The sequence below is a fragment of the Pseudomonas capsici genome (genome assembly GCF_017165765.1).
In the GTDB taxonomy this organism is placed as follows: domain Bacteria; phylum Pseudomonadota; class Gammaproteobacteria; order Pseudomonadales; family Pseudomonadaceae; genus Aquipseudomonas; species Aquipseudomonas capsici.
The window spans coordinates 13,673-29,702 of sequence record NZ_JAFGZD010000020.1 but is presented as its reverse complement, the minus strand read 5'-3'; the positions used below and the strand labels follow the sequence as shown (position 1 = coordinate 29,702).

Below are 16,030 nucleotides of genomic sequence, written 5' to 3'. Positions count from 1 at the left end.
CGGATCGCTAGCGTGTACAGACCAGGCCGGTCTGCAGGCAGTTGCGCTCGAAGTCATCCCAGTAACCGGCGGGGAATTTGTCACGATTGGCTTTTGAGATGATCGGCTTCTGCCACTCGAAGGTAGAAAAACCGGCCTTGGACAGTGCGGTTTCGTAAGCTTCGCGACTCCAGCGATAGAAGGTGAATGCGCTGGGGGGCTGGGTGACGAACTCTGCGTCACAACGAAAACCGCCCTTGTGAGGCTGCTCGTTGAGCACATGGACACCGTATTTTGTGAAATTCCCTTGTGCCAGTTGAAAGCCGGGATCAACGGTATAGGCAATCAGCCTGCCGCCGGGCTTGAGATTCTTTGCCACCACCGCAAACATTTTTTCCAGTTCATCGATCGATTGCGCATAGTTGAACAGCCAGGCCGCGCTGACCCGGTCAAAGGGCCCTTGTGGCAATGTCCCCATGTCCGCAACATTGGAAACCATATATTCGATGGCTTCGTTGTTACGCGCGGATTCCTTGCGGGCCAGTTCGATCATCGAGGAGGAGATATCGACGCCCACTACCTTGCTCGCTCCCTGGCGATACAGCTCCCGGCCGAAAAAGCCGAAGCCACAGGCCAGATCCAGTACGGACTTGCCTTTCACATCTCCCATCATGTGAAAGAAGGTTTGAGTCTCGACGGAACGCTGTGATGCGCTGTCTGTGAACGCTTCGAAGCGTTCGCCAATTGAATCGTATGCTGCGGATTGACCGGCCATTGTTAACTTCCTTTATGTGGTGAAAATCCAGGGCTTCGGATTAACTGCGTGTAGTAATCAAGAAGCCGATAATGACAACGAGAACGCCGAACAACTTCTGAATGTTGACAGGTCTGCGTGGGAGACCCACCAGTCCGAAGTAATCGATCAATAATGAAATAACCAGTTGTCCCACAATAACCGCCATCATGAAGTTGAGTGTTCCCAGTCGAGGGGCCATCAACAATGCAATGGTGATATAGAAAACACCGGCTACTCCACCCAGCCAGGCCCACCAGGGCGCACTTTGTAAAGCCGTGGTGTTCGGCTTTTCAACTTTGAATATCAATATGACAGCGAATACCGCAATCAAACTGACCAGAAGCGAAACAGTTGTAGCCCATAAGGGATGCCCCAGTAATGTGCCCAGCCTGGCATTTGTGCCCGCCTGCAGCGGAACTGCAAAACCAGCGGCCAGACTCAGAGCAATAGCGGTTAATACATTCATCAATTGGGTTCCTCTTCTGGTCAGTTTTACTTTTATGAATGGTGATAAGCCAATTCTTGTTTCTGATGGGCTGTATTCGTGAGGCCGATGACAGTCTCTGCCGGTTTGACATTCAAACTCCATAAACAGGTTGGACAACGATGTTTTCGGCTGAGCCTGCGATGTAGCAGAGGAGCGGGAAGTACATGTCTATTGTTCTGAAAGCCAACGCAGTCAGACCTCTGGCGACGTTTCCGTGCTCCGGTCATGACACTTTAGACAAGTATTCTCGAGGAGGGGATATAAATGACATCAGTGGCTATGCGCCACTAATTAAGTTGATCTGTTTTTCAGGTTTCAATATTTCATGTCATGTAGCGGGCCGCTGTAAAAATAGCGGCCCGCTAAGGGCGAGGGCCATGAATCATGGCGATGGAAAAGACATTTCAATCACATCATCCGGCACGATCAGCTTGCCTGCGGTTTTGGCTACGATCTCTTCCACACTGACGCCCGGCGCACGCTCGCGCAGAATGAAGGCCCCGTTTTCGATCTCCAGATACGCAAGATCGGTGAGTACCCGGCGGATACAAGCGGCACCGGTCAGTGGCAGGCTGCAGCGGGGCAGCAGTTTGGATTCGCCGTCTTTGGAAGCATGGGTCATGGTGACGATGATATTTTCGGCACCTGCCACAAGGTCCATCGCGCCACCCATGCCCTTGACCAGTTTGCCGGGGATCATCCAGGACGCGATATTGCCCTCGACATCCACTTCAAAGGCTCCGAGCACCGTCAGATCCACATGGCCGCCACGGATCATGGCGAAGGATTCGGCCGAAGAGAAAATCGAGGCCCCGATGCGGGCGGTCACCGTCTGTTTGCCAGCGTTGATCATGTCGGCATCGATGGTTTCTTCGGTCGGAAACTCGCCCATGCCCAGCAGGCCGTTTTCCGATTGCAGCATCACGTCGATGTCTTTGGGGACGTAGTTGGCCACCAGCGTCGGGATACCGATGCCCAGATTGACGTAGTAACCGTCTTTCAATTCGCGGGCGACACGTTGAGCCATTTGTTCGCGGGAAAGTGCCATGGTCTGAATTCTCTTTTTTGTTGTGCGCTGCTTCCTGTCTTGAGGAAACGCCCGTAAATGCGACGAACTCAGGACTTCCTGACTGTGCGCTGTTCGATGCGTTTCTCGAAAGTGCCCTGAATCACCCGATCGACATAAATGCCCGGCGTATGGATCTGGGAGGGCAGCAGCACGCCTGGTTCGACGATTTCCTCGACTTCGACCACGGTGATCCGGCCTGCCGTGGCGACTACCGGATTGAAGTTCTGCGCAGTATGGCGATAGATCACGTTGCCGAAGTGGTCGGCTTTCCAGCCTCGTACCAGGGCGAAGTCGCCGGTGATGGCTTCTTCCAGGATGACATTGCGCCCGTTGAACTGGCGGGTTTCCTTGCCTTCGGCAACCGGGGTTCCGTAGCCGGTTGCGGTGTAGAACGCGGGGATACCGGCACCGCCTGCACGCAGTTTTTCTGCCAGTGTGCCTTGGGGGGTGAGTTCGACTTCCAGCTCGCCGCTGAGCAACTGCCGCTCGAACAACGCATTTTCGCCGACATAGGAGGAGATCATTTTCCGGATCTGACGATCTTCCAGCAGGATGCCCAGGCCGAAGCCATCGACGCCGCAATTGTTGGAAACCACCGTCAGGCCCTTGATGCCCATGCGCTTGATCTGCGCAATGAGGTTTTCCGGGATGCCGCACAGACCGAAGCCGCCGCACAAAACCGTCATGTCGTCGGTCAGGCCGGCAAGGGCCTCTTCATAGGTCGCGACACGTTTATCGAGTCCAGCCATGATGATTCGCCTTTTTTATTGTTGATCGTCAAGGACCGTTGTACCTGCATCTTCTCTCTCGATCAGTGATTTGTTAATTTTGTTTTTCTGATGAATTGATAAGAAAAGCAAATATATGAACGTCAAACAGCTTCGGGCGTTTCTGGCGGTCGCCCAGTGCCTGAGCTTTGCCCAGGCCGGAGAGCGACTGCATTTGTCGCAGCCGGCCCTGAGCCTGACCATCAAGAGCCTGGAGGATGACCTTGGCGGCCAACTGCTCACGCGTACCACGCGCACGGTCAGTCTGACCCCGGAAGGCGAAACCCTGCTGCCGCTGGCGCGTCAGCTGCTGGCCGATTGGGACAACACCGAAGAACTGCTGCGCCAGCGCTTCACGTTGCAGATGGGCAAAGTGTCGGTGGCGGCGATGCCTTCGTTTGCAGGTAATCGGCTGCCGGGCGCATTGAAGGTCTTTCGCGAGCGTTATCCACGGGTCAACGTGGCGGTGCATGACGTGATCAACGAGCAGGTGGTGGAAATGGTGCGCCATCGCCGGGTCGAACTGGGCATCGGTTTCGAGCCAGAGTCGGGCAATTCGCTGCTCTTCACGCCGTTCTACATGGACCGTTTTGTTGCCGTGGTCGCCGCGGATTCGCCACTGGCCCGGCGCAGGCAACTGACCTGGCAGGAGCTGTTGCGCGAGGATTTCATTGCCCTGCAACGTCCTTCGGCCGTGCGTCTGCTGCTGGAAGAGGCGATTGCAACACAGCACGGCAAGCTTTCGGTGGCTTTCGAGAGTCATCAGTTGTCCACCATCGGCCGTATGGTCGCCAATGGTCTGGGCGTCAGTGCGGTGCCTGCTTTGTGTATAGAGCAGATGCAGGAATTGGGTGCCCGTTGCATTGCTCTGGTGGAACCGCGCATCGAGCGGCGCATCGGCCTGATGACGCTGGCCGATCACAAACTGTCTGCGGCGGCCCAAGCGCTGCGTGAGGTACTGATCCAGTACGCCGAAAAGGTCGATAGCTACTATCACGATGGATGATTTTTGCCTCAGGGAGCCCGGGATTAACCTTTGTTCATTCCCGAAAGCGAGTCAGTCTGGAGGCTCCCATGAATCATATATTTGCTCTTGGTCTTGTCGTGTTCTTCAGCGCTGTGCTGCTGGGCGGCTGTTCCACTCATCACGCTGTCGAACTGCGTCCCTACACTGCCGAGGAAACTCATCAACTGGCACTTGAAGACCTGAACCGTCGCGGCCTGTCGTTTGACGAGTATCAGGCGCATAAAGCGCAACTGATGGCCGATCCTGCCATTCAGCAGATTCGCCAGTTTGATAAAGCGGGTGAAACGAGCGTTGACCGTGGAGCCTTTTTGGAGGGTGGTCGCGGTTGAAAGTGGCTTAACAATTTTACAGAAATCGATTTTTCATAAAACTGTACTGGTAAAAGTTTCTCCCACTGTCCGTGTGTTTGCAGGTGATGCTCCGTTAGGGTGACCGCCTGACTTCACCCTCTTCTGGACAGTGCGATGTTCTTCTCTTTCGATCTGCTGCTGGCTTTCGCATTGTTTGCGTTCGTCGCTTCCGTGACCCCTGGCCCCAACAATACGATGCTGCTGGCATCGGGCGTCAACTTCGGTTTCCAACGTAGCATCCCGCATATGGCGGGGATCAGTATCGGCTTTTTCGTGCTGATAATGGCGGTGGGTTTTGGTCTGGGCGGCCTGTTCAAGACCTGGCCTGTGCTCTACACCATCCTGCGTTATGTGGGCGCGGCCTATCTGCTGTATCTGGCCTGGAAAATCGCGACCTCGGGTCCGGCCTCCGACTCCGATGAACAGCGTGGCGAACCCCTGGGCTTTTTCGCTGCGGCGTTATTCCAATGGGTCAATCCCAAGGCGTGGGTCATGGCAATCGGTGCGATCAGCACCTACACGCCAGTGGAAGGGTATTTCATCAATGTGCTGGTCATTGCTGCGGTATTTGCACTGATTGGCCTGCCTTGCATCTGCATCTGGGCCGGATTCGGCAGCTTGCTGCGCAACGTCTTGCGCGACCCCCTGAAGCTGCGGATCTTCAATGGCGTGATGGCGGTTTTGCTGGTGGTGTCGTTGTATCCGTTGGTGCTTGAGCACTAGTTCGCTCTGTCTGTATTAGTGTTGCAAGTCTGTCAGAGGACTGTGGGAGGCAGCTTGCTGGCGACTTTTGTTGTCTCCAGCAAGCTGCCTCTCATCAAACAAGACGCAAGACCATGAATTAAAACGTATTTTTCTTGGGATAAAACCGTTCTCCGGTGGACATATCCATTGTTGGTATGTGCTGATCCTACTGGTTCCGCCTTTACGGCGGCCCCTTTTGTTTCGGCAAAAGGGGAAAACCATGGGCTCCGGTTCGGCCCCGGCAAGCCGGGGTTCCCTCGCTCCGGCATTGCTCCGTGGGTACGCGCCGAAGGGCCTTCCATGGCCCTGCGGCGCTTGCTCGGCGTCCTGCCTCGCAACCCACTACGCAATACCTCCACTCGGCCTTCCCTTACGTCGCAATCGGCGGCGTCTGGGCTATCTCGGTTTTAAAAAGCGCAAGCGACAAGCACAAGCGTAAAAGCTCTTTGCCGCAATCGTGAGGTGCCGTAAAGGCGCAAGGCGGCCTCAAGCCGAACCTTCAATCAGCAACCACACGGCAACTGTTTGCTGCGCGACAGCGCGGCGGCGAACTCCCATGGCATTGCCAGTGCGCTGTACAGAGACACCAAGAGCCAATGAATTCGCGAAGAGGTATCTTACAACGCCAACTGCAAATGCCCGCCTTGCTGTTTTCTGCGTGCCTGGAGCCGGTGCTGCAAGCCCAGCAGGAAATGTTCCAGCCCTTCACGCAGGCGCTCGGTGAGGATCTCGTCCAGCTCACCGCCCAGTTCGTTATCGCTGTAACTGATCTGGCTATCGATGGCAAAGATGCCGTGCAGCACTTCCTGTGATTTCAGTGCGGAAAGGACCGGCTTGAGGGCGTAATCCACGGCCAGCATATGGGCGATGCTGCCGCCGGTGGCCAACGGCAGAACCACTTTGCCGAGCAGCGCACGTTCGGGGAGCAGGTCCAGCAGGGTCTTGAGGGCACCGGAGAACGAGGCCTTGTAAACAGGCGTGCCGATCAGCAGACCGTCGGCCTGGCGGACGGCTTCGATGAAGTCCTGGACCTGAGGGCTGTCGAACTGGGCGAAGAGCAGCTCTTCAGCCTTGAAGTCACGGATGCGCAGCGTCGTGACATTGACGCCCTGATTTTCAAGCCAGCGACTGGCATGGGCCAGGACTACACCGGAGCGGGATTTGGGGGAGGGGCTGCCTGAAAGCGAAACGACCAACATGCTGAATTCCTTGCGATAAGCGTAAACCTGCAAAGCAGCATGTGTGCCAGCCTCGTGTTTTTCTCAAGGCATTGAAATTAAAGGGTTTGTTTTTGATTGGCCAATCGGCACACAGACACTCGATGCTGAATCGGCAGGCAAGTGCTGATCCACTGTTGCTGGACAGACACTTGCTGCGGGCAAAAAAAAATCCCTGCACGGGTCGGTGCAGGGATTTTCTGTTGGCAGGTTCAGTTTGTGAATGCTGCCCCTGTCTGGACCACACTGGCCGAGCCGAGCAGTTGACTGATGAACCGGCTCCAGCGTGTGATGTTGGCAGGTCCGACGAACACCACGTCCTGAGCCCGGAGTTCAAACTGGCCGGCCAGCAGGTAGGCGGTGGGTTTTTCGGCATTGAGGTGGTAGACCGTGGACATCGCATTGGCCTGGTTCTCGGCACCACGAATCACATACACCGCGTCGCCATCGGCGCTTTCCGGGCTCAGGCCGCCTGAGCTGCCCAAGGCTTCGAGCAATGTCACGCTGGTGGTGCCGAAGGAAATGACCTGTGGGTTACGCACTTCTCCCAGCACATAGATCTTGTTCTTGGAGTTGCTGTTGAGGTGCAGGTAGTCGCCGTCCTTGAGGAATATCTTGCTCAGTTGCGAGCCCTGACGGTTGAGTGAGTCGATATCGATCAGGTAGTCCCGACCGTCGCGTCTGAGGCTCAGTCCCGCCAGGTTGGCATCGGTCAGATCGATACCAGCGGTACTGACTGCCTGCACCAGACTCAACGGAATATTGGTGATCGATTGCGGGCCTGGCGTCTTGAACGAACCCGAGAGCAGGACGCGCTGGCTGTTGTAGCGCAGCACTTTCACGTCCACCTTGACCTCGGTGTATTGCGGTGCCAGCCCCATGCGCAGTTGTTCGCGAATCTGGCTGACCGTCTTGCCTCCCGCCCTGATCCTGCCGACATAGGGAAAGAACAGCGTGCCGTCGCTCAACACTTCCCGGGTGTTGGCGTCCAGCTGGTCCTGTGAGCCCGGTGCTGTCAGTTCAGGATGCTCGAAGACCGTCACCAGCAGGGTGTCGCCCGGGCCGACCGTATATTCAGGGGTTTTGTAATTCAGCAGTTCAGGGGGTAGAGCCACTGCATTGGAAGCGATGCGTTGTTGCTGTTGTTGCAGGCTCTGGGGGGTGATGTTCACCAATTGAGCCTTGGGACCATCCGGGTCATCCGCCGTGACGTCCTCTGAAGTCATGTGCTGGCCGGGGGCAAACACACATCCCTGCAGTATCAGACCGCAGAGCATCATAACAACCAGGTTTCTATTCATATGAGAGTTCCTTGCTGACGGTGCATCTGGCACCACGATGATTTCATTGCTTCCCTGTTCCACATGTCGCTGCGGCTTGATGTCGTGTGCGCGCACATACCTCCCTCCGGCGTCGGGTGCCCGGAATCCTTCGTTTGGTTTGGGGTGAGGTCTGTCGAGTCAGTCAGAAGGCGTTCTTGTTGAGAAAGCCTTTGAACAGGGTCAACAGGATGATTTTGAGATCCAGCCAGACCGACCAGTGCTCGATGTATTCAAGGTCGAATTCGACACGCTTCTGCATCTTGTCCAGCGTGTCGGTTTCGCCACGCCAGCCATTGATCTGTGCCCAGCCGGTAATGCCCGGCTTGACCTTGTGTCGCAGCATGTAACCGCTGACCTGCTTGCGGTATTGCTCGTTGTGCGCCACGGCATGAGGGCGAGGGCCGACGATGGACATGTCGCCGCGCAGCACATTCAGAAACTGCGGCAGTTCGTCCAGGGATGTCCGGCGCAGAAACGCACCCAGAGGGGTGATGCGCGCATCGTTGCGTGTAGCCTGTCGCACGACGGAGCCGTTTTCCTGGACATTCATGCTGCGAAACTTCCAGACCATGATCGGCCGTCCGTCCAGGCCGTAGCGTCGTTGGCGAAACAGGATCGGACCATGCGACGTCAGCTTGATCGCAATGGCGATCAGCAGCATGGGCAAGGCGATAAGCAGCAGAATCAGGATCGACAGTACGATGTCCTCGGCCCGTTTGACCAGGCTCCATGCACCGTCCATGGGGGAATCGAAAATGCTGATGCTGGCCAGGCCATTGATGCTTTCGCTGCGGGCATGCAGCAGTTCGAACATGAAAATGTCCGGGATCAGGTACACCGACGCCGTGGTGTCGCTGAGCCCGGTGATCAGTTCGCGCAGGTAGGGTTCGCCACTGAAGGCCAGAGTGATATAGACCTTGTCGACCTTGCCTGCACGGGCGTCCTCGATCAATTGTTCGAGATTGCCCAGCACCGGCACATGATGGCCGTTGCTGTTGAGCTCCATCTGCCTGGGTTGCGAGTCGTAGAAGCCCAGCAGATTCAAGCCCATCCACGGCGCGCTGGAAATGGACTGTGCCAGCCGGGCACCGACCTGGCCGGTGCCGACAATCGCAACGCGCCGGGTGTTGAAACCGTGACGCCGCAAACCATGCAGGACCCTGCGAATCAGCAGCCGATAGCCACACAGGGCTGCCAGTACCAGGGCGAACCAGGTCATATGGCTGTTATCGGGCATCCGGAAACTGCTGAACAGCAGGTAGTCCACACACAGCAGAATGACGAACGTCAGGGCCCAGTAATTGAAGACCTTGGTCAGCTCGCGCAGGATGCGTTCGCCACGCCATGAGCCATAGAGCTGATGGAATTCGCTCACCCAATGGAAAACCAGTACGGCAAGAATGATCTGAAACCAGATTTCGGCGGTACTGGCTGCCGGTTGATGCTGACTCTGCCAATAGCCGGTCGACACAATGATGGTCAGGTCCAGCAGACGATGGGCCACTGACAGGGCTGATTGATGGGCGTGCAGGATGCCGCGGACTGGGGTGCGCATTGAGGGGCTCGCTCAAACGGATTCGGTTGGAACGACTCGGGATGACACTTCGCTGTTGATCAGGCTCGAGCTGCCCGGACCCAGCCACTGCCGGGGCGGCATTCGGCTCAGCTGCGCTGCGTTCATGCGGTTCTCGACGAAGGAGCGGATTTCCTGCTCGAAGCGCCGCACCGAAAACCGTTCGGCATTGGTCCGGCAGGCCTGGGCGCTGATAAGCGACTGCGCAGACTCGAACTCGCTGATGGCAGCGATCAGCGAGGCCACGTTCTGCTGCCTGTAGAACACACCGGTGGGCTGCGGATGATCCAGCCCGCGAACGGTTTCCAGCACGCCCCCCTTGCCGAAGGCAATCACCGGCGTGCCGCAGGCCTGTGCCTCCACGGGGCTGATGCCGAAATCCTCTTCGGCCGCAAACACGAACGCCTTGGCGGCGCGCATGTGTTCGAGCAGCACTGCTGCCGGTTGAAAGCCCAGCAGCCGGACGTTGGATGCCTGGCTGGCGATGGCCCGGGCCTTGGCCATGTCCGGGCCATCGCCTACCACCACCAGTTGTTTGTCCGGCATGGCGGCGAAGGCTTCGATGATCATCGGCAAACGCTTGTAAGGCACCATGCGTGAGGCGGTGAAGTAATAGTCCTGTCGCGGCCCTTCCTCAAAGGTGAAGTTCTGGGTGTCCACCGGCGGGTAGATCACGGTGGATTCACGGCGGTAAGCCTTGCAGATCCTTGCGCCAATGAAGCGCGAGTTGGCGATGAAATCATCGACGCCGGTAGACGTGCGTTGATCCCACATACGCATGTAATGCAACACCAGCCGTGCCAGCTTGCCCTTGAAGCCCTTGTCCAGACCCGACTCGCGCAAGTATTGATGCTGCAGGTCCCAGGCATAGCGGATAGGTGAATGGATATAGCTGACATGCAACTGATCGGGACCGGTGAGTACGCCCTTGGCCACGGCATGGCTACTGCTGATGATCAGGTCATAGCCGGACAGATCCAGTTGCTCGATGGCCAGTGGCATCAACGGCAGATAGCGCTGATAGCGGGTTCTGGCCCCCGGCAGGTTCTGGATAAAGGTGGTCGTGGCGACCTTGCCGCCCAGATGGACGCGATCTTCGTCGCCGAGAAAGTCGATGACTGCAAACAGGTCGGCCTGGGGCCAGATATTGATCAGAGAAGCCAGCACGCGCTCGGCACCGGCGTAAGTCACCAGCCAGTCGTGGACGATAGCGATTTTCATGGAGATTCCTTGCTCTGGAGCTCGCTCTACTTCAGGCGCAGGCTGATCGCGTCTTGGCGTGGCAGTTTTATTGGGATTCAGCTTTTTCCCGAAGGGGTTTCCGGTACGGGACGAACACTGGCAGCGCTTTGAGGGCATGAGCCCAGCAGGGCATCGATGCGTTGTGACAGGCGCTTGGCCGAGCCTTCCCATGAAAAGCGCGTCACGTTGTTCAGGCCATGGGTACGCAATGCCTTGCGCAACGGCTCATCGATCAGCACCCGCTGCATGGCGGCAGCCATGTGGCTGACATCCAGAGGATCGAAATACAGGGCGCTGGATTGCAGCACTTCGGGGATCGATGCCGCATTGGCCGCCAGCACCGGGCAACCGCAGGCCTGGGCTTCCAGCGGTGGAATGCCGAAGCCTTCGTACAGCGAAGGGAACACGAAGGCCGTTGCACCCTGGTATTGCCTGATCAGTTCGGCATCGCTGAGTCGCCCCAGAAAGCGGATCCGTGGGTCCCGGCAGGCCAGGCGTTGCAGGTCCGGGTCGGCAAAGACTCCGTGGGCACCGCCGACGATGTGCAACTGCACATCTTCATGGCCGCGCAGGCTCATGAAGGCCTGAATCATCCGGTGGAAATTCTTGTGCGCGCTGGGCGATGACACCGCCAACAGGTATTTCCCGGATTCTTCGGCAGGCGGCTGGGGCATGAAGGCATCGCTGACGGCAGCGGGCAGGACCAGAACCTTCTTTTCCGGAAAACCGTAGAACCGGGAAATCTCGCCCCTGGAAAAACTGCTGCTGGTCACCAGGGTCTTGATTCGCGAGAGCAGGATCGGCGTGATGATCCGGTAGACGGTCCTGAAGGTTCGTGTGTAACTCTGCGGGAAACGTGCATAGGTAATGTCGTGATGGGTCGCAATCTGATTGCTGTAAAGAACCGGCCCGGTGCTGCAGGTCGACAGCAACAGGGGGCTGCCCTGGCGACGCAGGTACAGGGGCAGATCGAGTTGTTCCCACAGGTGACCGCTGTTGCGCCCGATGCAACGCACCCCCAGTGCCTTGGCGCTTTCATGGCGCTTGATCCCGTGGGGGGCGACAAAAACCAGATCGTTGCGTATCTCCTTGAGTGCAAGACACAACTGTTCTGCGAAGCGCTGGACCCCGCCTATTTCCTGGGTAAGAAACCGGGCATTGATAAAAATCATTAAGTGCATCCTGCAAGGTAGTGGGTGATGTGTGTGTTCGCTTAACGCACGGGTTGTCGTTTCAGTGCGCGTCGTGAGCGAATAGCGCGGGTCTTGTGCCCAGGCTGATTATTTTTGGAAATTCATTGATCGGAACCTGTGCCGAACAGCGCGCGTCATTGCAGCTCCAGGGAATATCGGTGTCGAACTGACCTCTTTCGGGCTGGCCACTGTCGATGATGCGTACCGTGCCGTGTTGCATGCTGCTGGCTTCCACATGCGTCAGCCTCGGTACACCGGTAGTCCAGGCCACCAGTATCTGTTCTGCACCCTTGGCGAATCTCAGCAGGTAAGTGCTGTCCAGCTCGCGGCTTTTTTCAGCGTCATAGCGGTATTCCTGAATCGTGCTGCTGATGGCCTTGAGCGTCAGGTAGGCCGGCTTCAGGCTCAGGTCGTACTTGAGCAGACCGAAGTTCTGCTGAGGATCATTGCCGTCCCGACCACTGTCGATCAGGCCGTACCACCACAGGCCCTTGATATCCGGCACGGTCTGGGCCAGGAAAAAACTGCGGGCCAGGAAGGCCGCCTGGGTCTGTTCACTGATGCCGCATTTGCCCGTATTGGTGGGCCAGCCCATTTCCGTCAGGTACAGAGGCACGGGGCGTGCGGCCAGAGTGCGCAGGTCGGCATCGATCCAGCGCAGCCAGGTGATCCAGCGTTCGGGTGTGTGGCGTTCTTCGTGACGGCAATGCACGTAAGGATGCAGCGACAAGCCGTCGACCTGATTCAGGATGCCGTTCTGGATCAGTCTGTCGGCAAACCCGAGGTCCATGCCCAGGCTGGTCACCGCGCCTGCCAGTATGGTCACTGGCTGCTTCTGTTTACGGATGCGGGCGACGCTGTCCTCGACCAGGTTGTTGTAGTCCTTGGTAGCCCATGCATCGACGGGGTTGTCCCGGTCCCACTCATTCCAGATTTCGTAGAGGTCGACGCTGTCGGCCAGTTCCCGGCTGACAAAGCTGACGTAGTTGCCGAATGCAAGGCTGACAGGAGGATGCCGTGGTTTGGCATAGTTTTCGTAATACGGATTGCCGTAGCCGAGCACCAGCAGAGGGCGCAAGCGGTGTTCCTGAGCCTTGCTCAAATACTCGCGCCAGGCAGGGTCGATACGCATCAGGCCGCGCCGGGGTTCGACAGTGGTCCAGTAGGCATCGTCGCGAACCGAACTGACGCCTGCCTCCTCCAGTAATCTCAAGACCTTGGCCGAAGTGCCATTGTCGTTCATCAACTGGGTGTCGACGCCGATGATGAATGGCTCTTCTCCCTGTGCGATACGGATCGAAAGCAACCACGGCAGGAAAACCATCAACAGTTTTCGCCAACAGGATGCAGGTGTTCTGGGCATGGGTTGTCTCAATGAAGAGGCACGGTCCGGAGCGCTTGCTCAGTGGGGCACGGGCCGATGGATGTCACTACGCGGTATCGGGCAGGGAATGCAGCCGGGGCATTGCGATCCGCTCCTGAAGGGTCTGGAGCAGAATGTTTTCATACTGATCCAGCATCAGTTCCAGGTTCAGGAAGTCGGCAACACTGTTGCGTGCCTGAGCGCCAAGACGTGCCATCAGCCTGGGTTGCTGATACAGCTTGAGCATGGCCAGTCCCAGCGAGTCCGGGTCGTCGGGGCTGCAAAGCAGGCCGTTGACATGATCCTTGATGATCTCGGTCAGACCGCCCATGCGGCTGGCGATGACCGGGCGTGAATGGGCACAGGCTTCTACCGCGACCATGCCGAACGGTTCGTTCCACAGGGAGGGCACGATGGCGACGTCGATCCGGTCATAGAACGTCTCGGGGTTCTGGTAACCGACAAAGCTGATATTCGGTGAGGTGGCCATTGCCTTGAATCGCTGTTCGTCATCGATCTGCCCGCGCCCGGCGATCTGCAGGGTGGCGTTGAACGGCAGATGCTGGAACTGATCGATCAGCCAGCCCACGCCCTTGGGGTCCGACAAGGTGCCGATGTAGCCGAAGCGCAGATGTGCATCGGGCTCGGTTGCACGGGTATGAGAATCATTGGCCGGGCACGGGCTGGCGTTATAGACGACGTGGCTTTTCGCTCCCTTGAAATAACCCTTTTCCTGCAGGCTATTGAGCAGAAAACGGCTGACACCCACCACGGCGTCCACTTGCGAAGAGCGTTCGTCGTGGCCTGTGCGAAACCGCGTGCAGAGTCCGCACTGTTTCCGGCAGCTATGGCCTTTCTTGAACATGGTGCTGCTGGGGCAAAGCAGGTACATGTCATGCAGGACCTGCACGACGGGAATGCTGGCCTGACTGATCTCATCCCAGGCCGAGACGGACCAGCCGGTGAGGTTGTGACACATCACCAGATCGGGCTGCTCCAGGGCCAGCACGCGCTTTACATGGCCGCGCATGCCGGGGTTGTAGCGATCGCGCAGGTGCCAGCCGAGCCGGGCCAGGCGTCCCGGCCGCTGTGCCGTGAAATGCCAGTAGGTGTTGTGCAGGCCGGCACGATAGACCTTGATCTGGTTGACTGCGTCCATGTGCAACCCGGCCCTGGCGCTGGTGCACAGTACCGTCACGCCGTGGCCGCGCTGCTGCAGGCCTTCGACCATGCGTTGCAGGATGATCTCGGCACCACCACCGATGTCGGGGGCATAGAGACTGCTGATAAACAGGATTTTCATAGTGGATACCTCCTGTTCAGGCCCAGCACGCCGGCTTCTCCGTCACGTATGGCTTTTTCGATCAGGTTCAGGCGTTGCTCTGCATCGCAGCGGCGGGCGATCAGCCGCAGCAGGCAGAAAAATATCCAGCGGTTGAGCCGATAGAGCAGCGATGACGAAGCCCAGACATTCTTGTCGAACCAGGCCTGGTTGCGGGCACCGTAATAGGCACGCAGATCCGAGCCGCCCAGCAGGTAATTTTCATAGACATTGCTGCTGCGGGCCTTGATGTTCCAGGAGTCTTCCAGATCGTCGAGCAAGGCTTCGGGCACCAGAAAGATCCGCCCGCCGCCCGCCGTGATACGCCAGGTGTATTCGCTGTCGTCGGTGTACAGTTTCAGGGCATCGAGTGGCAGTCCGATCTTCTGGTACAGGCTGCGATGGGCCAGCAGGCCGCCGTAGGTTGCAAAGGGCAATTGCACCATATGCGGCGCGCCTTGCAGGGCTTGAGGCCGTCCCCAGGGCAGGCGTCGCCAGATCTTGTAGGGCAGTTGCGCGATATGAAAACCGAAAAAGCTCGAACGCCGCTGAATGGCGAAACGCTGCGGTACGCCTGAAGCGATATCGGCCTGGTGGGTCGGACGAAAGCCCAGCATGGCGGTCTGGTCCTTGCCGTGGATCTGCTCTTGTTGGTGCAGGTATTTGTGCAGGACCGCAATGGCATTGATGGTCGGCGCGTTGTCATCGTCCATCAGCCAGATATATTCGGCCCCGGCATCCAGCGCCGCCTGGATACCCACTGCATAGCCATTGGCCGAGCCGGTGTTGTCGGGCAGATAGATCACCTGTACCTGGCCTGGCCATTTCTCGCTCAAGGATTGCAGAGGTGCTACTGAAGCATTGCTGACGATGATGACGCGTTCTATCTGCGGGCTTTCCAGCGAGCGGCTGACCAGGGTGTGCAGGTATTTGAAACGATCACCATAGGTGAGCGTCACCAGCGTGGTTCGGTTGATCATGGTGAGGTTCCAGGCGACTGTGCAGGAGCGAATTCATTCGCGAACAGACTTCATTCGCGGATAAGTCCGCTCCTGGAATTGTTGGATTCAGGCTCGGGCCTGCATCGGTGACAGGCTGCTGAGGGGGATCACCACTTTCTGCTGACGCTGCAGCAGGTTGAGCAGGATCACTGCGCGCTCGGTCCCGTCGGCTGCCAGGAAAATCGCTTCGACATCGCAGAAACCACCCGCCGTCACCCGTACATGTTCACCCTGGGTATACGTCGTTCTGGGCCTGGGCTGCATCAGGCGCTGGCGGATCTGTTCGATCAGATGATCCTGAACGGGCACCGGGTGCCCACCGAATGTCACGATGCGCGCCACACCACGGGTCGAACGAATCGGGTACCAGTTGTCATGAACCTGATGCATGCGAATGAACAGGTAGCCGGGAAACAATTCTTCTTCGGCCTTGCCGATGCGCTTTCTGTTGTCACTGACGGTCAGTGGCCGGTAGCACTCGAAATGCTGGCGTTGCAAGTGCTCCTGGGCACGGCCTTCCTGTCGGGGCTTGGTCTGGATCAGATACCAGCGGGCGCTGCCATGGGAATCGGACATGAT

16 protein-coding genes are annotated in these 16,030 nt (G+C 57.7%); 3 read left to right on the top strand and 13 right to left on the bottom strand.

Translation table 11 applies throughout. The annotated features are described in order from the left end of the window. Positions 1–7: 7 nt before the first annotated feature. The 4 genes from JSY17_RS21010 to JSY17_RS20995 all read right to left on the bottom strand — a co-directional run bounded on the left by JSY17_RS21010 (position 8) and on the right by JSY17_RS20995 (position 3,080). A complete protein-coding gene (locus tag JSY17_RS21010; RefSeq protein WP_117183744.1) occupies positions 8–754 on the bottom strand; it encodes a class I SAM-dependent methyltransferase in 747 nt (248 codons plus the stop codon). Positions 755–794: 40 nt separating this feature from the next. Further along, the gene (locus JSY17_RS21005; RefSeq protein WP_117183743.1) at positions 795–1,241 is read right to left on the bottom strand and encodes a DMT family transporter; all 447 of its coding nucleotides are present in this window, start codon (positions 1,239–1,241) and stop codon (positions 795–797) included. A gap of 403 nt (positions 1,242–1,644) precedes the next feature. Next, positions 1,645–2,310: a CoA transferase subunit B gene (locus JSY17_RS21000; RefSeq protein WP_117183742.1), complete on the bottom strand. Its 666-nt coding sequence runs from the start codon at positions 2,308–2,310 to the stop codon at positions 1,645–1,647. A 68-nt stretch (positions 2,311–2,378) separates the two neighbouring features. Further along, a complete protein-coding gene (locus JSY17_RS20995) occupies positions 2,379–3,080 on the bottom strand; it encodes a CoA transferase subunit A (RefSeq protein WP_206402869.1) in 702 nt (233 codons plus the stop codon). A 115-nt stretch (positions 3,081–3,195) separates the two neighbouring features. On the opposite strand from JSY17_RS20995, the gene JSY17_RS20990 reads away from it, so the two are divergent. From JSY17_RS20990 to JSY17_RS20980, 3 genes are all read left to right on the top strand, one after another. Next, entirely contained in the window at positions 3,196–4,104 is a 909-nt protein-coding gene (locus JSY17_RS20990) for a LysR family transcriptional regulator (RefSeq protein WP_206402867.1), read from the top strand. 68 nt (positions 4,105–4,172) lie between these two features. Then, positions 4,173–4,454: a hypothetical protein gene (locus JSY17_RS20985; protein WP_206402865.1), complete on the top strand. Its 282-nt coding sequence runs from the start codon at positions 4,173–4,175 to the stop codon at positions 4,452–4,454. Positions 4,455–4,589: 135 nt separating this feature from the next. Continuing rightward, complete coding sequence (locus JSY17_RS20980) at positions 4,590–5,198, top strand: LysE family translocator (protein WP_117183739.1); 609 nt, start codon at positions 4,590–4,592, stop codon at positions 5,196–5,198. Positions 5,199–5,836: 638 nt separating this feature from the next. Here JSY17_RS20980 and ssuE read toward each other — a convergent pair. The 9 genes from ssuE to rfaH all read right to left on the bottom strand — a co-directional run bounded on the left by ssuE (position 5,837) and on the right by rfaH (position 16,027). Next, entirely contained in the window at positions 5,837–6,418 is a 582-nt protein-coding gene (ssuE, locus tag JSY17_RS20975) for an NADPH-dependent FMN reductase (RefSeq protein ID WP_117166268.1), read from the bottom strand. Between the two features lie 230 nt (positions 6,419–6,648). Then, positions 6,649–7,737 carry a polysaccharide biosynthesis/export family protein gene (locus tag JSY17_RS20970; RefSeq protein ID WP_201013440.1) on the bottom strand — a complete coding sequence of 363 codons (1,089 nt, stop codon included), beginning with the start codon at positions 7,735–7,737 and terminating at the stop codon, positions 6,649–6,651. A gap of 163 nt (positions 7,738–7,900) precedes the next feature. Continuing rightward, positions 7,901–9,313 carry an undecaprenyl-phosphate glucose phosphotransferase gene (locus tag JSY17_RS20965; protein WP_206402863.1) on the bottom strand — a complete coding sequence of 471 codons (1,413 nt, stop codon included), beginning with the start codon at positions 9,311–9,313 and terminating at the stop codon, positions 7,901–7,903. Positions 9,314–9,325: 12 nt separating this feature from the next. Beyond that, a complete protein-coding gene (locus JSY17_RS20960; protein ID WP_206402862.1) occupies positions 9,326–10,552 on the bottom strand; it encodes a glycosyltransferase family 4 protein in 1,227 nt (408 codons plus the stop codon). A 77-nt stretch (positions 10,553–10,629) separates the two neighbouring features. Beyond that, complete coding sequence (locus JSY17_RS20955) at positions 10,630–11,745, bottom strand: glycosyltransferase family 4 protein (protein WP_117183734.1); 1,116 nt, start codon at positions 11,743–11,745, stop codon at positions 10,630–10,632. A gap of 61 nt (positions 11,746–11,806) precedes the next feature. Beyond that, entirely contained in the window at positions 11,807–13,129 is a 1,323-nt protein-coding gene (locus JSY17_RS20950) for a hypothetical protein (protein ID WP_117183733.1), read from the bottom strand. A 67-nt stretch (positions 13,130–13,196) separates the two neighbouring features. Further along, a complete protein-coding gene (locus JSY17_RS20945; protein WP_206402861.1) occupies positions 13,197–14,432 on the bottom strand; it encodes a glycosyltransferase family 4 protein in 1,236 nt (411 codons plus the stop codon). Then, entirely contained in the window at positions 14,429–15,430 is a 1,002-nt protein-coding gene (locus tag JSY17_RS20940) for a glycosyltransferase (RefSeq protein ID WP_206402860.1), read from the bottom strand. The genes JSY17_RS20945 and JSY17_RS20940 overlap by 4 nt, the downstream gene beginning before the upstream one ends. Before the next feature lie 87 nt (positions 15,431–15,517). Beyond that, the gene (rfaH, locus tag JSY17_RS20935; protein ID WP_122372207.1) at positions 15,518–16,027 is read right to left on the bottom strand and encodes a transcription/translation regulatory transformer protein RfaH; all 510 of its coding nucleotides are present in this window, start codon (positions 16,025–16,027) and stop codon (positions 15,518–15,520) included. Positions 16,028–16,030 lie beyond the last annotated feature (3 nt).